This window comes from Janibacter sp. GS2 (assembly GCF_051200835.1).
GTDB lineage: Bacteria > Actinomycetota > Actinomycetes > Actinomycetales > Dermatophilaceae > Janibacter.
The window spans coordinates 2,377,453-2,398,228 of sequence record NZ_CP195161.1 but is presented as its reverse complement, the minus strand read 5'-3'; the positions used below and the strand labels follow the sequence as shown (position 1 = coordinate 2,398,228).

The 20,776-nt window shown below is 71.0% G+C and carries 17 protein-coding genes; 11 read left to right on the top strand and 6 right to left on the bottom strand.

Annotated features, from left to right (window positions below; all coding sequences use genetic code 11):
- Nucleotides 1-32 precede the first annotated feature (32 nt).
- The 11 genes from uvrA (at nt 33) to ACR9E9_RS11525 (ending at nt 12,264) form a co-directional block, all read left to right on the top strand.
- Complete coding sequence (gene uvrA / locus ACR9E9_RS11575; protein WP_435198639.1) at nt 33-3,101, top strand: excinuclease ABC subunit UvrA; 3,069 nt, start codon at nt 33-35, stop codon at nt 3,099-3,101.
- Nucleotides 3,102-3,156: 55 nt separating this feature from the next.
- Nucleotides 3,157-3,549: a Rieske (2Fe-2S) protein gene (locus ACR9E9_RS11570; RefSeq protein WP_435198638.1), complete on the top strand. Its 393-nt coding sequence runs from the start codon at nt 3,157-3,159 to the stop codon at nt 3,547-3,549.
- A 9-nt stretch (nt 3,550-3,558) separates the two neighbouring features.
- The gene (uvrC, locus tag ACR9E9_RS11565) at nt 3,559-5,502 is read left to right on the top strand and encodes an excinuclease ABC subunit UvrC (RefSeq protein WP_435198637.1); all 1,944 of its coding nucleotides are present in this window, start codon (nt 3,559-3,561) and stop codon (nt 5,500-5,502) included.
- Nucleotides 5,499-6,416 carry an RNase adapter RapZ gene (rapZ, locus tag ACR9E9_RS11560; protein ID WP_435198636.1) on the top strand — a complete coding sequence of 306 codons (918 nt, stop codon included), beginning with the start codon at nt 5,499-5,501 and terminating at the stop codon, nt 6,414-6,416. Before uvrC ends, rapZ begins: the two co-directional genes overlap by 4 nt.
- Nucleotides 6,413-7,369, top strand: coding sequence for a gluconeogenesis factor YvcK family protein (locus ACR9E9_RS11555; protein WP_435198635.1), 957 nt, complete (start codon nt 6,413-6,415; stop codon nt 7,367-7,369). Before rapZ ends, ACR9E9_RS11555 begins: the two co-directional genes overlap by 4 nt.
- 34 nt (nt 7,370-7,403) lie before the next feature.
- Nucleotides 7,404-8,384, top strand: coding sequence for a DNA-binding protein WhiA (gene whiA, locus ACR9E9_RS11550; RefSeq protein ID WP_435198634.1), 981 nt, complete (start codon nt 7,404-7,406; stop codon nt 8,382-8,384).
- 101 nt (nt 8,385-8,485) lie between these two features.
- Nucleotides 8,486-9,493, top strand: coding sequence for a type I glyceraldehyde-3-phosphate dehydrogenase (gap, locus tag ACR9E9_RS11545; RefSeq protein ID WP_435198633.1), 1,008 nt, complete (start codon nt 8,486-8,488; stop codon nt 9,491-9,493).
- A gap of 36 nt (nt 9,494-9,529) precedes the next feature.
- Nucleotides 9,530-10,744, top strand: a complete 1,215-nt coding sequence (locus ACR9E9_RS11540) for a phosphoglycerate kinase (RefSeq protein ID WP_435198632.1) — start codon at nt 9,530-9,532, stop codon at nt 10,742-10,744.
- Nucleotides 10,745-10,748: 4 nt separating this feature from the next.
- Nucleotides 10,749-11,540, top strand: a complete 792-nt coding sequence (gene tpiA, locus ACR9E9_RS11535; RefSeq protein ID WP_435198631.1) for a triose-phosphate isomerase — start codon at nt 10,749-10,751, stop codon at nt 11,538-11,540.
- 92 nt (nt 11,541-11,632) lie between these two features.
- On the top strand, nt 11,633-11,878 hold the full coding sequence (gene secG, locus ACR9E9_RS11530; protein WP_435198630.1) for a preprotein translocase subunit SecG: 246 nt from the start codon (nt 11,633-11,635) through the stop codon (nt 11,876-11,878).
- A 35-nt stretch (nt 11,879-11,913) separates the two neighbouring features.
- Nucleotides 11,914-12,264 carry an RNA polymerase-binding protein RbpA gene (locus tag ACR9E9_RS11525; RefSeq protein WP_435198629.1) on the top strand — a complete coding sequence of 117 codons (351 nt, stop codon included), beginning with the start codon at nt 11,914-11,916 and terminating at the stop codon, nt 12,262-12,264.
- On the opposite strand, the gene pgl is transcribed toward ACR9E9_RS11525, so the two are convergent.
- The 6 genes from pgl to tkt are packed head-to-tail and all read right to left on the bottom strand — an operon-like array spanning nt 12,254 to nt 20,513.
- Nucleotides 12,254-12,991 (bottom strand): 6-phosphogluconolactonase, encoded by a 738-nt coding sequence (gene pgl, locus ACR9E9_RS11520; RefSeq protein WP_435198628.1) that lies wholly within the window; start codon nt 12,989-12,991, stop codon nt 12,254-12,256. The genes ACR9E9_RS11525 and pgl overlap by 11 nt on opposite strands.
- Complete coding sequence (gene opcA / locus ACR9E9_RS11515) at nt 12,988-14,112, bottom strand: glucose-6-phosphate dehydrogenase assembly protein OpcA (RefSeq protein WP_435198627.1); 1,125 nt, start codon at nt 14,110-14,112, stop codon at nt 12,988-12,990. The genes pgl and opcA overlap by 4 nt, the downstream gene beginning before the upstream one ends.
- Entirely contained in the window at nt 14,109-15,650 is a 1,542-nt protein-coding gene (zwf, locus tag ACR9E9_RS11510; RefSeq protein WP_435198626.1) for a glucose-6-phosphate dehydrogenase, read from the bottom strand. Before zwf ends, opcA begins: the two co-directional genes overlap by 4 nt.
- Nucleotides 15,647-17,275, bottom strand: a complete 1,629-nt coding sequence (locus ACR9E9_RS11505; RefSeq protein ID WP_435198625.1) for a glucose-6-phosphate isomerase — start codon at nt 17,273-17,275, stop codon at nt 15,647-15,649. Before ACR9E9_RS11505 ends, zwf begins: the two co-directional genes overlap by 4 nt.
- Nucleotides 17,272-18,414, bottom strand: a complete 1,143-nt coding sequence (gene tal / locus ACR9E9_RS11500; RefSeq protein ID WP_435198624.1) for a transaldolase — start codon at nt 18,412-18,414, stop codon at nt 17,272-17,274. Before tal ends, ACR9E9_RS11505 begins: the two co-directional genes overlap by 4 nt.
- Entirely contained in the window at nt 18,411-20,513 is a 2,103-nt protein-coding gene (gene tkt, locus ACR9E9_RS11495; RefSeq protein ID WP_435203633.1) for a transketolase, read from the bottom strand. Before tkt ends, tal begins: the two co-directional genes overlap by 4 nt.
- Nucleotides 20,514-20,776: the final 263 nt, after the last annotated feature.

The following is a 20,776-nucleotide window of genomic DNA, read 5'->3' as shown; positions in this document are numbered from 1 at the left end:
GGCTGTCGGGGGAGACGCCTAGGGTGTGGAGTGTGACTGCAGCCAAGGCCGCCGGCTCCCGCCTCCACGACCGGATCGTCGTCCAGGGTGCCCGTGAGCACAACCTCAAGGACATCCACGTCGACATCCCCCGGGACTCCTTCGTGGTCTTCACCGGCCTCTCCGGTTCGGGCAAGTCGTCGCTCGCCTTCGACACGATCTTCGCCGAGGGGCAGCGGCGATACGTCGAGTCGTTGTCGGCGTACGCCCGCCAGTTCCTCGGCCAGATGGACAAGCCGGACGTCGACTTCATCGAGGGCCTGTCCCCGGCGGTGTCCATCGACCAGAAGTCGACGAACCGCAACCCGCGGTCAACCGTGGGCACGATCACCGAGGTCCACGACTACCTGCGACTGCTCTTCGCCCGCGTGGGCCGTCCGCACTGCCCCGTCTGCGGCGAGGCCATCACCCGGCAGAGCCCCCAGCAGATCGTCGACCGGCTGCTCGAGCTGCCCGAGCGCACCCGCTTCCAGGTCCTCGCGCCCGTCGTGCGCGCCCGCAAGGGTGAGTTCGTCGACCTCTTCTCCGAGCTGCGGGCGAAGGGGTACAGCCGCGCCCGGGTCGACGGCGAGACGATCTCGCTGTCGGAGCCCCCGACGCTGGAGAAGCAGGTCAAGCACACCATCGACGTCGTCGTCGACCGGCTCGTGGCGAAGGGGGCGGACGACCGGGCGAACAAGCAGCGCCTCACCGACTCCATCGAGACCTCGCTCGGCCTGGCCGGGGGGGTCGTCGTCATCGACTTCGTCGACCTGGACGAGGACGACCCGCAGCGCCAACGTCGCTACTCCGAGACGATGGCCTGCCCCAACGACCACCCGCTCGACATCGACGAGATCGAGCCGCGCTCCTTCTCCTTCAACTCCCCCTTCGGTGCCTGCCCGAAGTGCACCGGTCTCGGGACCGAGCTCGAGGTCGACGCCGATCTCGTCGTCCCCGACGAGGACCTGGCGCTCGGCGAGGGGGCCATCGCCCCCTGGGCGCAGGGCACCCAGTCGGCCCAGTACTTCCAGCGGACCATGGCGGCGCTCGGGGACGACCTCGGCTTCGACATGGAGACCCCGTGGCGGGCGTTGCCCGGCCGGGCCCGCACGGCCCTGCTCGAGGGGTACAAGCACCAGGTGCACGTGCGCTACCGCAACCGCTTCGGGCGCGAGCGCTCCTACAGCACGGGTTTCGAGGGGGTCATCCCCTTCATCAAGCGGCGCCACAGCGAGACCGAGTCCGACTGGAGCCGGGACAGGTACGAGGGCTACATGCGGGAGATCCCGTGCCCGACGTGCGCGGGCACCCGCCTCAAGCCGGAGTCGCTCGCCGTCCTCGTCGGAGGCCAGAGCATCGCCGACGTCTCGGCGCTGTCGATCCGGCACGCGGCCGGCTTCCTCGAGACCGTGGACTTCACCGACCGGGAGCGGCAGATCGCCGAGCAGGTGATCAAGGAGATCGATGCCCGCCTCGGCTTCCTCCTCGACGTCGGCCTGGACTACCTCTCGCTCTCGCGGGCTGCCGGAACACTCTCCGGCGGAGAGGCCCAGCGCATCCGGTTGGCCACCCAGATAGGCTCCGGCCTCGTCGGGGTCCTCTACGTCCTCGACGAGCCGAGCATCGGTCTGCACCAGCGGGACAACCGCCGCCTCATCGAGACGCTCACCCGGCTGCGGGACCTGGGCAACACCCTGATCGTCGTCGAGCACGACGAGGACACCATCGCCGCCTCCGACTGGGTCGTCGACATCGGTCCCGGTGCGGGTGAGCACGGCGGCCACGTCGTGCACTCGGGGTCCTTGGAGGGGCTGCTGGCCAACGAGCGCTCGGCCACCGGCCGCTTCCTCTCCGGGGCCGACGAGATCCACCTCCCGGTGACCCGCCGACCGCAGCAGCCCGGGCGGGAGGTGACGGTCAAGGGCGCCCGTGAGCACAACCTCCACGGCATCGACGTCTCCTTTCCGCTGGGAACCTTCGTCGCCATCACGGGGGTCTCCGGCTCGGGCAAGTCGACCCTGGTCAACGACATCCTCTACAAGGTCCTCGCCAACAAGCTCAACGGTGCCCGGCAGGTCCCCGGCCGCCACAAGACGGTCACCGGGCTCGAGCACCTCGACAAGGTCGTCCACGTCGACCAGAGCCCCATCGGACGCACGCCACGGTCCAATGCGGCGACCTACACCGGGGTCTTCGATCACGTGCGTCGGCTCTTCGCGGAGACGAGCGAGGCGAAGGTGCGCGGCTACCTGCCGGGGCGCTTCTCCTTCAACGTCAAGGGTGGCCGGTGCGATGCCTGCTCCGGCGACGGCACGTTGAAGATCGAGATGAACTTCCTCCCGGACGTCTATGTCCCGTGCGAGGTGTGTCACGGCGCCCGGTACAACCGGGAGACGCTCGAGGTGCACTTCAAGGGCAAGAACATCGCCGAGGTCCTCGACATGCCGATCGAGGAGGCGGAGGACTTCTTCGCCGCCGTCCCGGCGATCGCGCGGCACATGAAGACGCTCAACGCGGTCGGTCTGGGTTACGTCCGCCTCGGGCAGCCGGCGACGACCCTCTCCGGTGGTGAGGCGCAGCGCGTCAAGCTCGCCGCCGAGCTGCAGAAGCGATCCAACGGCCGGACGATCTACGTCCTCGACGAGCCGACGACCGGTCTGCACTTCGAGGACATCCGCAAGCTGCTCCTCGTGCTCCAGGGGCTCGTCGACAAGGGCAACAGCGTCCTCGTCATCGAGCACAACCTCGACGTCGTCAAGAGCGCCGACTGGATCATCGACATGGGCCCGGAGGGCGGCGACGGGGGCGGCCTCGTGGTCGCCACCGGCACCCCGGAGGACGTGGCGGCCGTCGCGGCCTCGCACACCGGTCGTTTCCTCGGCCCGGTCCTCGCCAAGTCCGACATCACCCCGATCGTCGGAGAGCTCGTCGAGGAGCCCGCCGAGCCGGCCCGGACGACGAAGGGGGCGGCGAAGGGGACGAAGCGGGCCTCGGCCACGAAGGGGAAGAAAAAGGCCTCGCCGACGAGGGTGTCCACTGCGGCGAGCTCCGCCGCTCGCCGTGCCCGGAAGGCGGGGTGACCTCCCCGGGGTGGGATGATCGCCACGACGTCCTGTACTACCCACGGAGGCCACGATGACGACGACACGACGGGATGCTCTCGGCATGGCGACGACGGCAGGCGTTGCTGCCGTCTCGGTGACGGCCTGCGGTGGTGGTGCCGACGACGGGGGATCCGGCTCGACGCAGAGCGTCCGGGTTCCGGTCACCGACGTCCCCCAGGGTGGTGGACTCATCCGCGACGACGTGGTGATCACCCAGCCCACCGACGGTGAGTTCAAGGCCTTCGACGCGCGGTGTCCCCACCAGGGGTGCGCGGTCGGTGAGGTGACCGCGAGCGCCATCGTCTGTCCCTGCCACGGGAGTGAGTTCGACCCGGCGTCCGGTGCGATGACCCAGGGTCCCGCCACCGAGGGACTCGCGGCGAGGACCGCGACCGTCGAGGGCGACGAGATCGTCGTCTCCTAGGCTCGAGCAGTGGCAGATCCCGCAACCTATCGACCCGCTCCCGGGTCGATCCCGACCGAGCCCGGCGTCTACCGCTTCCGGGACGAGCACGGTCGTGTCATCTACGTCGGCAAGGCGAAGTCCCTGCGCCCGCGCCTGTCGTCCTACTTCCAGGACATCGCCGCCCTGCACCCACGCACCGCGCGGATGGTGCGCACGGGTGCCGCCGTGGAGTGGACCGTCGTCGCCACCGAGGTCGAGGCACTCCAGCTCGAGTACTCGTGGATCAAGGAGTACGACCCCCGGTTCAACGTCAAGTACCGGGACGACAAGTCCTACCCCTACCTCGCGGTGACGATGGGCGAGGAGTTCCCCCGCGCCCAGGTCCTGCGCGGAGCCAAGCGCAAGGGCACGAGGTACTTCGGGCCCTACACCCACGCGTGGGCCATCCGCGAGACCCTCGACCTGCTCCTGCGCGTCTTCCCGGTCCGCACCTGCAGCGCGGGGGTCCTCAAGCGGGCGGAGCAGTCCGGGCGTCCGTGCCTCCTCGGCTACATCGACAAGTGCTCGGCGCCGTGCGTCGGGTGGGTGACCCCCGAGGAGCACCGGGCGCTGGCCGATGAGCTGTGCGACTTCCTCGCCGGCAACACCGGCCGGTTCGTACGCCGGGTCGAGGAGCGGATGAAGGCCGCGTCCGCCGACCTCGACTTCGAGCAGGCGGCCCGGCTGCGGGACGACCTCGCCGCCCTGACCAAGGCCCTGGAGAAGTCCACGGTCGTCTTCCATGACGACACTGACGCCGACGTCTTCGCCGTCGCCGACGACGAGCTCGAGGTGGCCATCCAGGTCTTCCACGTGCGCGGCGGGCGCATCCGCGGACAGCGTGGCTGGGTCGCGGAGAAGGACGCCGAGTCCGTTCCCGAGCTCGTCGAGCACCTGCTGCAGCAGGTCTACGGCGGCGAGGCCGTCCCCCGGGAGGTCCTCGTCCCCGTGCTGCCGCCGGCAGCCTCGGAGATGGCCCAGTGGCTCGGGGAGCGGCGAGGCAGCCGGGTGGACCTCCGCGTCCCCCAGCGGGGCGACAAGCGAAGCCTCATGGCCACGGTGGAGCGCAATGCGACCCAGTCCCTGGCCCGGCACAAGGTCGCCCGCGCGGGCGACCTCACCGCGCGCAGCCAGGCGCTCCAGGACCTGCAGGAGATGCTCGGTCTCGATGACGCGCCGCTGCGCATCGAGGGCTACGACATCGCCCACGTGCAGGGCAGCGATGTCGTCGGCTCGATGGTCGTGTTCGAGGACGGGGTGGCCCGCAAGAACGAGTACCGGCGGTTCATCGTGCGCGGAGACGTCGACGGGCGCACGGACGACACCGCCGCCATGCACGAGGTCCTCACCCGCCGCTTCGCCCGCCACCTCAAGGAGCGCGACCGGGAGCACACGGACCCGGAGGCGAGCCAGGCGACGGAGGTGCGCCGCTTCGCCTACCCACCCAACCTCGTCGTCGTCGACGGCGGCGCCCCCCAGGTCGCCGCAGCGCAGCAGGTCCTCGACGAGCTGGGGATCGATGACGTCGCCCTCGTCGGTCTGGCCAAGCGCCTCGAGGAGGTGTGGCTCCCCGGTGACGACCACCCGGTCATCCTGCCGCGGACCAGCGAGGCCCTCTACCTCCTCCAACGACTGCGCGACGAGGCCCACCGCTTCGCCAACACCTTCCACCGCGAGCGACGCAGTCGCTCGATGACGCAGAGCGCGCTCGATGGGATACCGGGGCTGGGAGAGGCCCGCCGCAAGGCGCTGCTGGCACGGTTCGGCTCGGTGAAGCGGATTCGGGCTGCAGGGGTGGAGGAGCTGGCCGAGGCGCCGGGGATCGGACCTGCACTCGCGGAGCGGATTGCGGCAGAGTTGGCCCCGAACGCCCCCACGCCGACGGTGAACCTCACGACCGGCGAGGTCCTCGACGAAGGAGAGCCACGATGACCCAGCCCGAGATCCCCCTCCAGCGCGAGGCGCCGGAGACCGGTCCCGAGGTGGTCGTCGTCACCGGCATGAGCGGTGCCGGGCGCTCCACCGTCGGCAACGTCATGGAGGACCACGGCTGGTACGTCATCGACAACCTGCCGGTGATGCTCCTGCCGGACCTGCTCAGGCTGTCGGAGTCCCGCGAGGACCCGGTCGTGCCCGAGTCCGAGCAGTCCCGGATCGGGATCGTCCTCGACGTGCGAGCCCAGGGCTTCGAGACCCTCACCTCCTCCTTGGAGCGCCTCCGGGAGCGGGGCTGGCGCACTCACCTCGTCTTCCTCGACGCGACGAATGAAGCCCTCGTCCGGCGTTTCGAGAGCGTCCGCCGGCCACACCCCCTCCAGGGGAAGGGACGCCTGCTGGACGCCATCCAGCAGGAGCGCGAGGTGCTCGCCGACGTCCGCACGAGTGCGGAGAACGTCGTCGACACCTCAGGCCTCAACGTCCACCAGCTCAGCCGCAAGATCAGTCCGCTCTTCATGTCCCAGTCATCGGAGCGGTTGCGTCTGGCGGTGCTCTCCTTCGGCTTCAAGTACGGGGTCCCGCTCGACGCGGACTTCGTCTTCGACATGCGCTTCCTGCCCAACCCCTTCTGGGTCCCCGAGCTGCGATCACACACCGGGCGGGAGACGCAGGTCTCCGACTACGTGCTCTCGCAGACCGGAGCGGGGGAGTTCATCGACGGCGTGGAGACGATGCTCGAGCCGGTCATCGCCGGCTACCTGCGCGAAAACCGTCGCTACGTGACGCTCGCCGTCGGGTGCACGGGCGGCAAGCACCGCTCCGTCGCCATCGCCGAGGCACTGGCCTCCCGCTTGGGCTCGAGCCAGATCGCCACCTTCGTCGTCCACCGTGACCTGGGACAGGAATGAGCGTGCCCGACGTCCTGCGTTCCGCCAAGGTGGTCGCCCTCGGTGGTGGCCACGGCCTCGCCGCCTCGCTCTCCGCCCTTCGTCTCGTGTGTGAGCAGGTCACGGCGATCGTCACGGTCGCCGACAACGGCGGCTCCTCCGGGCGTCTGCGTGAGGACTTCGACGTCCTGCCACCGGGCGACCTGCGGATGGCGCTCACCGCGCTGTGTGACGACAGCGAGTGGGGACAGACGTGGAGCGATGTCCTCCAGCACCGCTTCACCGGCGACGGGGACCTGTCCGGACACGCCCTGGGCAACCTGCTCATCGTCGCGCTCTGGCAGCTGCACGAGGATCCGGTCAGCGGGCTCGATCTCGTCGGGCGCCTGCTCAGTGCCCGTGGCAGGGTGCTTCCCATGGCTGCAGTCCCGCTCGAGCTCACGGCGCAGGTCAGCGGTGCCGAGGGGGCCGACCCGTCGACCGTGGCGACGGTACGAGGTCAGGTGGCCATCGCCCGGACCCGGGGGCTCGTCGAGTCGATCTCCCTGGTGCCGAACGACCCACCCGCCCGCCCGGAGGCCCTCGCCGCCGTGCGCGAGGCCGACCACATCGTCATCGGTCCCGGCTCCTGGTACACCTCGGTACTCACGCACCTGCTCGTGCCCGAGCTGCGGGAGGCCCTCACCCGGACGCAGGCACGCAAGGTGCTCACCCTCAACCTCGAGATGCACACGGCCGAGACCCGGGGCTTCTCCGCGACGCGGCACATCGAGACGCTCCACCAGACGGCTCCGGAGCTGAGCGTGGACGTCGTGCTCGCGGATCCGCACATCGTCGAGGACGAGGCCAGGCTGGCGGCCGCGTGCGACACGCTCGGCGCCCAGCTCGTCACCATGCCGCTCGCGCAGGTCCAGCACACGGATCGTCATGACGCGTTGCGGCTGGCGGCGGCCTATCGTGACATCCTCTCGTGAGCGATCTGGCGACACCACCGGAAGGAACACCTCCATGGCGATGACCGACAAGGTCAAGGACGAGCTGAGCAGGTTCGAGGTGACTCGAACCTGCTGTCGCAAGGCCGAGGTCGCCAGTCTGCTGCGCTTCGCCGGAGGGCTGCACAAGGTGGGCCGGCAGATCGTCGTCGAGGCCGAGCTCGACACGGCCAGCGCCGCACGGCGCGTGCGCAAGGACATCATCGAGATCTACGGCTACGAGACCGAGATCATGCAGCTGGCCGCCGGTGGACTGCGTCGCGGCAGCCGCTACATCGTGCGCGTGAGCAAGGACGGGCAGGCGCTGGCTCGCCAGACCGGCCTCGTCGACGCCGACGGTCGGCCGGTGCGCGGCCTCCCGCCCCGGGTCGTCGGGGGAGCGGTCTGCGACGCCGAGGCCGCATGGCGCGGAGCCTTCCTCGCCCACGGCTCGCTGACCGAGCCCGGCCGCAGCTCCTCCCTCGAGATCACCTGCCCCGGCCCCGAGGCGGCGCTCGCCCTCGTCGGTGCGGCCCGGCGGCTGGGCATCCCGTCGAAGGCGCGCGAGGTCCGCGGCGTCGACCGTGCGGTCATCCGGGACGGGGACGCGATCGGGGCCATGCTCACCCGCCTGGGTGCCCACGAGGCCGTCCTCGCATGGGAGGAGCGCCGGATGCGCCGCGAGGTGCGGGCCACGGCCAACCGGCTCGCCAACTTCGACGACGCGAACCTTCGTCGCTCGGCCCGGGCCGCAGTGGCTGCCGGCGCCCGAGTGCAGCGCGCGCTGGAGCTACTCGGCGATGACATGCCCGATCACCTGCGGGAGGCGGGTCAGCTGCGGTTGCAGTTCAAGGAGGCCTCCCTCGAGGAGCTCGGGCAGCGGGCGGACCCGCCGATGACGAAGGACGCCGTGGCCGGTCGCATCCGCCGGCTCCTCGCCATGGCCGACAAGCGGGCCGAGGAGGACGGCCTCCCCGGCACCGAGGCGTCGCTCACCTCGGACATGCTCGACGGTTGAGACCCTGTGCCCCCGGCACCCACCGGAGGCAATAGGCTGGCCCCGACCTGAGCCGCAGCCCCGCGGCCACTTGTGGAATCACTCTCGGGAGGCACCCCACCGTGACTGTTCGTGTTGGCATCAACGGCTTCGGCCGCATCGGCCGCAACTTCTTCCGCGCCGTCCGGGCGTCCGGAGCCGACATCGAGGTCGTGGCCTTCAACGACCTCGGTGACGACGCCACCCAGGCGCACCTGCTCAAGTACGACTCGATCCTCGGCCGGTTCGACGGCGACGTGAAGGTCGTGGACGGCGGCATCGAGGTCGACGGCACGCTCATCACCTCGCTCGCCGAGCGCGACCCGGCGAAGCTGCCCTGGGGCGACCTCGGCGTCGACGTCGTCATCGAGTCGACCGGCTTCTTCACCGACGCCACCGCCGCCAAGGCCCACGTCGAGGCCGGCGCCAAGAAGGTCGTCATCTCCGCCCCGGCGAAGAACGAGGACATCACGGTCGTCATGGGCGTCAACGACGACCTCTACGACGCGAGCAAGCACACGATCATCTCCAATGCGTCGTGCACGACGAACTGTCTCGCGCCCATGGCCAAGGCCCTCAACGACGCCCTGGGCATCGAGAAGGGTCTGATGACCACGATCCACGCCTACACCGCGGACCAGAACCTCCAGGACGGCCCGCACAAGGACCTGCGTCGCGCCCGTGCGGCGGCCCTGAACATCGTGCCGACCTCCACCGGGGCCGCGAAGGCCGTCGCGCTCGTGCTGCCCGAGCTGAAGGGCAAGCTCGACGGCTACGCCCTTCGCGTCCCGGTCCCCACCGGCTCCGCGACCGACCTCACCTTCGAGGCCGGCCGCGAGACCTCCGTCGAGGAGGTCAACGAGATCGTCCGCAGGGCCGCGGCCGAGGGCCCGATGAAGGGCAAGCTCGTCTACACCGAGGACCCGATCGTCTCCAGCGACATCGTGACCGACCCGGCCAGCTGCATCTTCGACTCCGGCCTGACCAAGGTCATCGGCAACCAGGTCAAGGTCGTCGGGTGGTACGACAACGAGTGGGGTTACTCCAACCGCCTCGTCGACCTCGTGGCGCTCGTCGGCTCCTCACTCTGAGCCCTGATCCGTGACCGTCGGCACCGAAAGGCACCCGTGAAGACCATCGCTGACCTCGGCGACCTGCGCGGCAAGCGCGTCCTCGTCCGATCCGACCTCAACGTCCCGGTGGACGGGGAGACCATCACCGACGACGGCCGCATCAGGGCCTCGCTGCCGACGATCACCGGCCTGACCGAGGCGGGCGCACGCGTCATCGTGTGCGCCCACCTCGGCCGTCCGAAGGGGGCGCCGGACCCCCGGTTCTCCCTGGCCCCGGTGGCCACCCGCCTGGGTGAGCTGCTCGGGGAGGACGTCGCCTGCGCCACCGACACCGTGGGCGAGTCCGCCCACGCCACCGTGGCCGGCCTCGGCGACGGGCAGGTCGCGCTCCTGGAGAACCTGCGGTTCAACGCGGGGGAGACGAGCAAGGACGAGTCCGAGCGGGGGGCCTTCGCCGACGAGCTCGCTGCGCTGGCCGACGCCTACGTCTCCGACGGCTTCGGCGTGGTCCACCGCGCCCAGGCCTCCGTCTACGACATCGCCACCCGGCTGCCCAGCGCCATGGGCTCGCTCGTGGAGACCGAGGTCGAGGTGCTCCGCCGGCTGACGAGCGACCCGGCGCGCCCCTACGCCGTCGTCCTCGGCGGCGCCAAGGTCAGCGACAAGCTCGGTGTCATCGACAACCTCCTCGGGACCGCGGACCGCCTGCTCATCGGGGGTGGCATGGTCTTCACCTTCCTCAAGGCACAGGGGCACGAGGTCGGCACGAGCCTCCTGGAGGAGGACCAGCTCGGCACGGTGAGGGAGTACCTGGCCCGCGCCGAGCGCGACGGGGTCGAGATCGTCCTCCCCACCGATGTCGTCGCGGCCACGCAGTTCTCCGCCGACGCCGACCACGAGGTCGTCGCCGCCGACGCGATCCCCGCCGACCGGATGGGCCTGGACATCGGCCCGGACTCCGGCCGGCTCTTCGCCGACACGCTCGCCGACTGCAGGACCGTCTTCTGGAACGGGCCGATGGGCGCCTTCGAGATGGCCCCCTACGCAGCCGGTACGCAGGCCGTCGCCGAGGCCCTCGTCCGCGTGACGACGGGTGGGCACCTCACCGTGGTCGGTGGCGGCGACTCCGCCGCGGCGGTGCGCCAGCTCGGTTTCACCGATGATCAGTTCAGCCACATCAGCACTGGTGGCGGGGCCAGCCTCGAGTACCTCGAGGGCAAGGACCTCCCCGGTCTGTCCGTGTTCGAGCAGCAGAACGAGGATGACTAAGACGATGGCGAGCCGCACCCCGCTCATGGCGGGCAACTGGAAGATGAACCTCGACCACCTGCAGGGGACGCACCTCGTGCAGAAGCTCGACTGGACCCTGCGTGACGCCAGGCACGACGTCGGCGCCGTGGAGGTCGTCGTCGTCCCGCCCTTCACCGACCTGCGTTCCGTCCAGACCCTCGTGGAGGGCGACCGGCTCGCCCTGCGCTACGGCGCGCAGGACCTCAGCCCGCAGGACTCCGGCGCCTTCACCGGCGACGTCTCGGGCGCCTTCCTCGCCAAGCTCGGCTGCAGCTACGTCGTCGTCGGGCACAGCGAGCGTCGTGCCGGCCATGCCGAGACCGATGACCTCGTCGCGAGCAAGGCCGTCGCCGCCTTCCGTCACGGTCTCGTGCCGATCGTGTGCGTCGGCGAGGGTCTTGAGGTCCGTCAGGCGGGCGACCACGTCGCGCACGTCGTCGCGCAGGTCTCGGGGAGCCTCGCCGGCATCACACCGGAGCAGGCCAAGACCGTCGTCGTCGCCTACGAGCCGGTGTGGGCCATCGGCACCGGCGAGGTGGCCACCCCGGACGACGCCCAGGAGGTGTGCGCCGCCATCCGGGGCCGGCTCGCGGAGCTCTACGACACCGAGACCGCGCAGGCGGCCAGGGTCCTCTACGGCGGCTCGGTGAAGTCCGGCAACGTCGCCTCGATCATGGCCGGCACGGACATCGACGGTGCACTCGTCGGGGGTGCCTCCCTCGAGGCCGAGGAGTTCGCCGCAATCTGCCGTTACCAGCAGCACCTCACCGCCTGAGCGGAATCGCCCTGCCGGGGAGGTAGGCTGAGGCACGTGCCCTCTTCGGGGTGCCCTCCATCCCGTGTCCCGACCGACAAGGACCTGACCGCGTGAATGCCGTCCGCATCGGACTCCAGGTGATCCTCGTGATCACCAGCCTGATCCTCACCCTGCTCGTCCTCATGCACAAGGGCAAGGGAGGTGGTCTCTCCGACATGTTCGGTGGCGGGATGACCGCCTCGCTGGGCAGTTCGTCCGTCGCCGAGCGCAACCTCACCCGGTTCACCGTCGTCGTGGCCACGGTCTGGTTCACCTCGATCGTCGGCATGGGTCTCGTCGACCGGTTCGACGCCTGACCCCGTAACTCTCTGACCGCGAGGAGCTTCGACCCATGGCAGGTGGCAACGCAATCCGGGGCAGCCGTATCGGCGCCGGACCGACCGGCGAGGCCGAGCGCGGCGACGCCGCGCCCCGGACCTTCGTCTCCTACTGGTGCGCCAACGGTCACGAGATGACGCCCTCCTTCTCGCGCGACGAGGGCGTCGAGGTCCCCGCCGAGTGGGAGTGCAAGAAGTGCGGCCTCCCCGCCGGCCAGGACAGGGACAACCCGCCCTCCGCCCCGACGGCCGCCGTGTACAAGACCCACTTGGCCTACGTGAAGGAACGACGCTCCGACAGCGAGGGGGAGGCCATCCTCGAGGAGCGGCTCGGCGAGCTGCGGGGCCGCGGACTCATCCGCTGACGTCGCTCGCGGCGCTTTCGTCGACGAGCCAGAGGGTGCGCTCGATGCCTCGGACCAACCCCGTGCTGCTCTCGTCCGCGGGGGCGCCGGACACTCCCTTCGCCACCGCCTGCGCCTTGTCGTCCCCGGCGACGACGAACCACACCTGACGTGCCCTCGACAGGCAGTCCGCGGTGAGCGAGACCCTGGTCGGGGGCGGCTTCGGGGCGTCGTGCACCGCGATCGCGATCGTGTCGTCGGCCTGCTGCCGGGGGTGCCCCGGGAAGAGCGAGGCGATGTGGCCGTCGGGGCCGACCCCGAGCAGCACGACGTCGAAGGTCTCGCCGCCCTGGTCCCGCAGCGTCTGCGCGTAGGCCTGTGCGGACTCCTCGGCCGTGCCCACCTCATCCGGGCCGGGCACCCGGTGCACCCGGTCCGACCCGAGCGTGAGTGAGCGCAGGCCGGCGGCGTCGTTCTGCGTGTCATTGCGCTCGGCGTCGCCGGCGGGCAGGAACCGCTCGTCGCCCCACCAGAAGTGGACGCACGACCAGTCCACCGCGTCGCGGGCCGGGTGGTCGGCGAGGGCGGCGACGACGGCAGATCCCATCGTGCCCCCCGTGAGGGCCACGTGTGCGGTACCGCGTGCGGCGACGGCGTCGAGCACGGCGGTGAGCAGGCGTCCACCGGTGACGGTCACCAGGCGGCTCGGCCCGGCGTGGCGGACGAGCAGGGGGTCGGGGGAGGTCATCGTCCCTCCTTCTCGTCGAGCTTGGCCCGCACGGCCGACTTGACCGCGCCGGTGCTGGTGTCGGCCGCGTCGGGCGCGGCCTCGACCATCGCGCTGTGCACTGCCTCCTGCGACTTCTCCGCGAGTCGTCTCGTCGTCCGCCGGGCGGCGCTGGGGGAGGGGACGGCCCCGTCCTCGACCGCTTCGGTCATCGTCATCCGTCGTCGGGTGACCTTGGCCATGCCGGTGGTCAAGGCGTCCTCGTAGACCTCGTCGGGGTCGAGGCGTCGCAGCTCGTCGGCGAGGCACTCGGCATCCGAGCGCGGGGCCAGTGCGATGGCCCGCTCCGGCTGGTCGGGCTGGGCGAGGGTCGCCGTGTCGCCCGCGAGCGGACGCACGAGGTCGATGGGACCGGAGGCGCGCTCGAGCCGCACGCTGACGATGCCGGTGCCGGAGCGGGACCGGACCAGTGCGACCGGGCAGCGCAGGCGGTGCTGCAACCACCCGGCCAGGAGGTCGGCGGACGGGGAGTCGGCGCCGCCCACGACGGTGGCGGAGGTGACCGACTCGAAGGGGGGACGGTCCAGGGCCGTGGCCAGCAGGCCGCGCCAGAGGGTGATCCGGCTCCACGCGAGGTCGGTGTCGCCGGGGGCGTAGGTGCGGGCGAGGCGCTTGACGGTCGCCGAGATGTTCGTGGCCGCGGCGCAGTCGGTGATCCGGCGCTGGGCCATGGCACCGACGGGATCGGCAGCAGGGTCCTTGGGGGTCTCGGTGGGCCACCACGCGACGACGGGGGAGTCGGGGAGGACCAGCGGGGTGACGACGCTGCGGGCGTGCCGGGTCAGCTCGCCGTAGAGCCGCAGCACGACGACCTCGGACGCCCCCGCATCGCCGCCCACCCGGATCTGCCCGTCGAGGCGGGCCTTGCCCCGCGAGTTCGCGATGATGACGCACACGATGCGCGCCGGGTGCTGGTGGCTCGCGGTGTTGGCCACGGTCAGGGCCGCCTCGGCGTCGTCCTCGGGGACGACGAGCACGAGGGTGAGGACCCGGCTGAGGGCCATCGCCCCGACGTCCTCGCGGATCTCGATGAGCCGCTGGCTGATCTGCGCCGTGCTGGCGTTGGGCAGGTCGACGATCACGGCATCCTCCAGGTGCGTCCGTCGCGCTCCATCATGGCATCGGCGGCCTCCGGGCCCCAGGTGCCCGCAGGGTACTGCTCGACCGCCTGCTGCGTCCTCCAGAAGGCCTCGATCGGGTCGAGGATCGTCCAGGAGAGCTCGACCTCCTGGTGTCGGGGGAACAGGGGCGGGTCGCCGAGCAGGACGTCGAGGATGAGTCGCTCGTAGGCCTCCGGGCTGGACTCGGTGAAGGCGCGACCGTAGCCGAAGTCCATCGTCACGTCGCGCACCTCCATCTGGTTGCCGGGGACCTTCGCGCCGAAACGCATGGTCACCCCTTCGTCCGGCTGGACCCGGATGACCACGGCGTTCTGGCCGAGCTCCTCGGTCTCGGTGTCCGTGAAGGGCAGGTGCGGGGCGCGTTTGAAGACGACGGCGATCTCCGTGACCCGGCGACCGAGCCGCTTCCCGGTGCGCAGGTAGAAGGGCACCCCCGCCCACCGGCGGGTGTTGACGTCGAGGCGCAGCGCGGCGTAGGTCTCGGTCGTCGAGTCCGGCGCGACCCCCTCCTCCTGGAGGTAGCCGGAGACCTTGTCCCCGCCCTGCCACCCGGCGGCGTACTGCCCGCGCACGGTCGCGCCCGCGAGGTCATCCGGCAGGGTCACCGCCGCGAGGACCTTCTCCTTCTCGGTGCGCAGGGAGTCCGCGTCGAAGCTCACGGGGTCCTCCATGGCGGTCAAGGCCAGGAGCTGGAGGAGGTGGTTCTGGATGACGTCCCGGGCCGCACCGATGCCGTCGTAGTACCCCGCGCGCCCGCCGATGCCGATGTCCTCGGCCATGGTGATCTGCACGTGGTCGACGTAGTGGCTGTTCCAGACCGGCTCGAACATCTGGTTGGCGAAGCGCAGCGCGAGGAGGTTCTGGACCGTCTCCTTGCCGAGGTAGTGGTCGATCCGGAAGATCGAGTCCGGGGGAAAGACCGCCTCGACGATGTCGTTGAGCTCCTGGGCGCTCTCCAGGTCGTGACCGAAGGGCTTCTCGATGACGACCCGGCGCCACGAGTCCTCTCCCGGGTCGGCGAGCCCACTGCGCTTGAGCTGCTGGCAGACGCCGGAGAAGAGCCCGGGCGGGATCGACAGGTAGAAGGCGTGGTTGCCTCCGGTGCCGCGCTCCTCGTCGAGCTCCCGGACGGTCTCGGCGAGCAGGTCGAAGGCGGCATCGTCGTCGAAGACGCCCGGGACGAAGCGGAACCCCTCCGACAAGGAGCGCCAGACCTCCTCGCGGAAGGGGGTGCGGGCATGCTCGCGCACCGCGTCGTAGACGACCTTGCCGAAGTCCTGGTCCGCCCAGTCACGACGGGCGAAGCCGACGAGGGAGAAGCCGGGGGGCAGCAGACCCCGGTTGGCGAGGTCGTAGATCGCCGGCAGGAGCTTCTTGCGGGCCAGGTCGCCGGTGACCCCGAAGAGGACGAGGCTGCAGGGGCCGGCGATCCGTGGCAGGCGCTTGTCCCGGGGGTCGCGCAGCGGGTTGACGTCGGCGGTGACGCGAGCGGGTGTCATGCCCGGCCACCCCGCAGCGCGGTGTCCACCGCAGCCAAGCCCTCGTCGTGGCCGGTGAGGTGGAGCACGAGGACGGGCCGCCCGCGGTCGGCGAGGACGGCGGCGTCGCCGCCCGCCTGCGCCGAGATGAAGTCACCGAGGGAGAAGTCACGGCCGGGGACCGTCAGGTCCGCCCGGGGGGTGTCGGTGACCTGGATGTAGACGCCGGTGCGCGGGCCCCCCTTGTGGTACTGCCCGGTCGAGTGGAGGAAGCGCGGTCCCCACCCGAAGGTCACCGGGCGCTGCACCCGTGCGGCGAGGGCGTCGACGACCGTGGCGAAGGGGGCCTGCCCCTCCCGGTCGAGGTAGGCCATGACGGCGACGTAACCGTCCTGCGGGTCGAGCTGGGCCAGCAGCGCCTCGACGGCCGCCCCGACCGTGGTGGCATCGCCGAGCCAGTCGCCACCGAGGTGGCTGATCCGGACACCGTCGTCGGTGGCATCGACCGGCGCGTCGGCCGCCCCGGTGCCGGACATGAGGTCGCGTGCGGCCTGCTTGGCGCTCTCGACATCGGGCTGGTCGAAGGGGTTGATCCCGAGCAGCCGGCCGGCGACGGCCGTCGCGGCCTCCCAGAGGAGGAACTGCGCGCCGAGGGACCCGCCGACGTCGACCGTCGAGGGTGAGCTCGTCGGGGCGGGCGCGTCATGACCCTCGTCGGTGTCCGCGACGAGGCGCACCAGGGTGGCGTCCCCCGGTACGTCGGTCGCCCCGGGGGAGCGCAGGACGACCGGGAGCAGCCCGCGCCCGTCCTTGCCGGTGGACTCGGCGATGAGTTGCTCGGCCCAGTCGCCCAGGCCCGTGGCGGAGGTTCCGTGGTCGACGAGGTAGAGCTTGTCCCGCAGCGGGTCCGTGCCCGCCATGGCGGCGCCCAGACGCAGGGCGGGGTTGGCCTCGTCGTCGTCGGCGAGCAGGTCGCTCACGAGCTCGGCGTCGTCGAGGAGTGCCTCGATGTCCGCCCCGGCGAGCCCGGAGGGCACGAGCCCGAAGGCGGTGAGCGCGGAGTACCGGCCACCCACCTCGGGGTCGGCGGTGATGACGCGCTGCCCCTTGGCCCGCGCATCCTCCTCGAGAGGGCTGCCCGGGTCGGTGACGACGATGATGCGTGCCGCGGCGTCGATGCCGGCATCCGCGAAGGCCTGCTCGAAGATCCGCCGCTGGCTGTCGGTCTCCACCGTCGAGCCGGACTTGCTCGAGACGACGACCGCCGTCCTGTCGAGGTCGACCACCGCCGCGCGCACGACGTCGGGGTGGCTGGAGTCGAGGACGACGAGCGGGACGCCCGCCGTGGCGCAGATGACCTCCGGAGCGAGCGAGCTGCCGCCCATCCCGCACAGGACGATCCGGTCGACCCCCTGCTCACGCAGCTCCTCGCGCAGGGCGCCGATCGCCCCGACGAGGTGGCGGGAGGTGCGGCCCAGGCCGACCCACGACAGGCGGGTGCGGGCCTCGCTCTCGGCGGCCCCGCCCCAGAGCGTGGCATCCCGGTCGAAGAGCCGGCCGGCGACACCCTCGGCGACCAGGGCCGGCACGTGCGCGGCGACGGCCTCGGCGGCCGCGCCGGATGCGGTGACGGCGAGGCTGGTCACCGCGTGGTCGCCTTGTCGAGCTCGGTGCGCACGCCGTCGAGCAGTTCCTTCCAGGCCTTCTCGAACTTCTCGACTCCCTCGGTCTCGAGCTTCGCGGTGACCTCGGTGTAGCTCACGCCGAGCGTCTCGAGCCGGTCGAGCACGTCCTCCGCCTCGGCATAGCCACCGGTGATGGTGTCACCGGTGATGACGCCGTGGTCGATGGTCGCGTCGAGGGTCTTCTCGGGCATGGTGTTCACGGTGTCGTCCGCCACGAGCTCGGTGACGTAGAGGGTGTCCGGGTAGTCCGGGTTCTTCACCCCGGTGGAGGCCCACAGCGGACGCTGGCGGCGACCTCCTTCGGCCTCGAGGCGCTCCCAGCGTGGCGTGGCGAAGACCTCCTCGTAGGCCTGGTACGCGAGCCGGGCGTTGGCGAGGGCGGCCTTGCCGCGCAGGGCACGTGCCTCGTCGGTGCCGATCCGGTCGAGCTGGGCGTCGATCTCGCTGTCCACGCGGGAGACGAAGAAGGAGGCCACCGAGTGGATCGTCGAGATGTCCCTGCCTGCGTCGAGGGCCTGCTCGAGCCCCTCGACGAAGGCATTCATCACCGCGCGGTAGCGCTCGAGGCTGAAGATCAGCGTGACGTTGACGCTGATGCCGGCTGCGAGGGTCTTCGTGATCGCCGGCAGGCCGGCCTCGGTGGCCGGGATCTTGATGAAGACCTGCGGCCGGTCGACCGCCTCGGCCAGCTGGGCAGCGACGACGGCGGTCCGCTCGGAGTCCTCGGCCAGACGGGGATCCACCTCGATGGAGACCCGCCCGTCGACTCCGTCGGTGGCCTCGTGGATCGGCCGGAAGAGGTCACAGGCGGCACGCACGTCGTCGGTGGTCAGCGCGAAGACGACCTCGTCGACGTCCTTGCCCTCGGCGGCCAGGGCGTTCAGCTGCTCGTCGTAGGCATCGCCCTCGGCCAGGGCCGCCTGGAAGATCGACGGGTTCGTCGTCACGCCGACGATGCCGGTCGTGTCGATGAGCTCCTGGAGGTTGCCCGAGCGCAGCCGCTCACGGCTGAGGTCGTCGAGCCACACGGAGACGCCGGCCTCGCCGAGGTCGGCGATCGGTCCGGGGGCGGTGGGGAGCTGGTCGGGCATGGTGCTCATCCCTTCGTGTTCTTGATGGACGCCTTGGCCTTCTTGACGACGGCTGCGGGCGTGATGCCGAACTTCTCGTAGAGGGTCGCCTGGTCGGCGGAGGCCCCGAAGTGGTCGATGCCCACGATCTCGCCGGCATCGCCGACGACCTCCCGCCAGCCGAAGGACGTGGCGGCCTCGACGGAGACGCGTGCCCTCACCGCGGCCGGGAGGACCTTCTCGCGGTAGGCCCGGGTCTGCTGGTCGAACCACTCCCGGCAGGGCATGGAGACCACGCGGGTGCCGATCTTCGCCTTCTCCAGCGTCACCCGGGCGGCCATGGCGACGGCGACCTCGGTGCCGGTGGCCACGAGGATGACCTCGGGGACCTGGGTGCTCGACTCGGCGAGGACATAGGCGCCCTTGGCCGCTCCCTTCGCCGACGCGAACTCCGTGCGGTCGATCGTCGGGGTGCCCTGGCGGGAGAGCGCCAGTGCCGCCGTGGTGCCGTTCTTGAGGATCTGGCCCCAGCAGACGCTGACCTCGTTGGCGTCGCCGGGACGCACGACGTCGAGACCGGGCATGGCGCGCAGCGCGGCGAGGTGCTCGATCGGCTGGTGGGTCGGCCCGTCCTCGCCGAGGCCGATCGAGTCGTGGGTCCACACGTAGGTCACCGGCAGCTGCTGCAGCGCGGCCAGTCGCACGGCCGGGCGCATGTAGTCGGAGAAGGTGAGGAAGGTCCCGCCGTAGACGCGGGTCAGCCCCTCGAGGGCGATCCCGTTCATCGCCATGCCCATGCCGTTCTCACGGATGCCGAAGTGCAGCGTGCGGCCGTACTCGTGGCCCGGGAAGGAGCCGGTCTGCTTGCTCTTGGGCACGAAGGAGGGTTCGCCGTCCATCGTCGTGTTGTTCGACCCGGCCAGGTCCGCGGAACCGCCCCACAGCTCGGGCATGACGTCCGCGAGGGCGGTGAGGACCTTGCCGGAGGCCGCGCGCGTGGCGAGGCCCTTCTCGGAGGCCTCGAAGGTCGGCAGCGCCCGCCCCAGACCGGCCGGGACGGTGGCGTCGACGAGGCGGTCGAGCAGCGTGGAACGCTCGGGGTTGGCCTTGCGCCAGGCGGCGAGCTTGGTGTCCCACTGCTTGTGCGCCGCCTTGCCGCGCTTCCTCACCTCGCGCGTGCGGTCGAGGACGGCCTTCTCGACCGCGAAGCTCTTCTTCGGGTCGAAGCCGAGCAGCTCCTTGGTCTGCGCCACCTCCTCCTCGCCGAGGGCGGAGCCGTGGGAGGCGCCGGTGTCCTGCTTGGTCGGGGCCGGCCAGGCGATGATCGTGTGCAGCACGATGAGGGAGGGAGCGCTGGTGTTCTTCTTCGCCCGGGTGCACGCGGCGTGGAGGGCGTCCACGTCCTCGACGTAGTCCTCGCCCCGACCGTCACCGCGCCAGTCGACGTCGATGACGTCCCAGCCGTAGGCGCGGTAGCGCGCGGCCACGTCCTCGCTGAAGGCGATGTTGGTGTCGTCCTCGATGGAGATCTGGTTGGCGTCGTAGATGACGTTGAGGTGGCCGAGCTCCTGGTGTCCGGCCAGCGAGCTCGCCTCGGCCGACACCCCCTCCTGCAGGTCGCCGTCGGAGGCGAGGCACCAGATGGTGTGGTCGAAGGGGGACTCGCCCGCCTTCGCCTCCGGGTCGAGGAGACCGCGCTGACGGCGCTGGGCCATGGCCATGCCCACGGCGGAGGCGAAGCCGGACCCGAGCGGGCCGGTCGTGATCTCGACACCGGGGGTGTGGTGCACCTCCGGGTGGCCCGGGGTGAGGGAGCCCCAGGTGCGCAGGGCCTTGAGGTCACTCAGCTCCAGGCCGTAGCCGGAGAGGAAGAGCTGGACGTACTGGGTCAGGGAGGAGTGCCCGACGGACAGGACGAACCGGTCGCGACCCAGCCAGGTGGGGTCGGACGGGTCGTGGGTCATCAGCTGCTGGTAGAGCAGGTAGGCGGCCGGCGCGAGGGCCATCGCCGTGCCGGGGTGGCCGCTGCCGCACTTCTGCACCGAGTCCGCGGCGAGGAGGCGCGCGGTGTCGACCGCCCGGACATCGAGGTCCGTCCATCCGGCCTTCTTCGCGACCGGCCGTGGCAGGTGCGTCGAGCGGGACGCGGTGCCCGCCTTGCCTGTGGGGTTCGCGGAGGTGACGGTGCGGGTCGTTCCCTTGGGGGCCGCGGAGCCAGCCGACTTCTTCGCGGGGGCCGTGGGGGAGGTGTCGGTGTCCGTGCTCACGGAAAGCCTTTCTCTGCAGACGCAATCGGGTGCTCATGACCACACTAGTGCGGATGCTGGTGTGTTCCATGCCGCGTGGGGGCGGGCCCGAGGGCGCATTCCACCCGCGTAGACTGTCGGCAGGT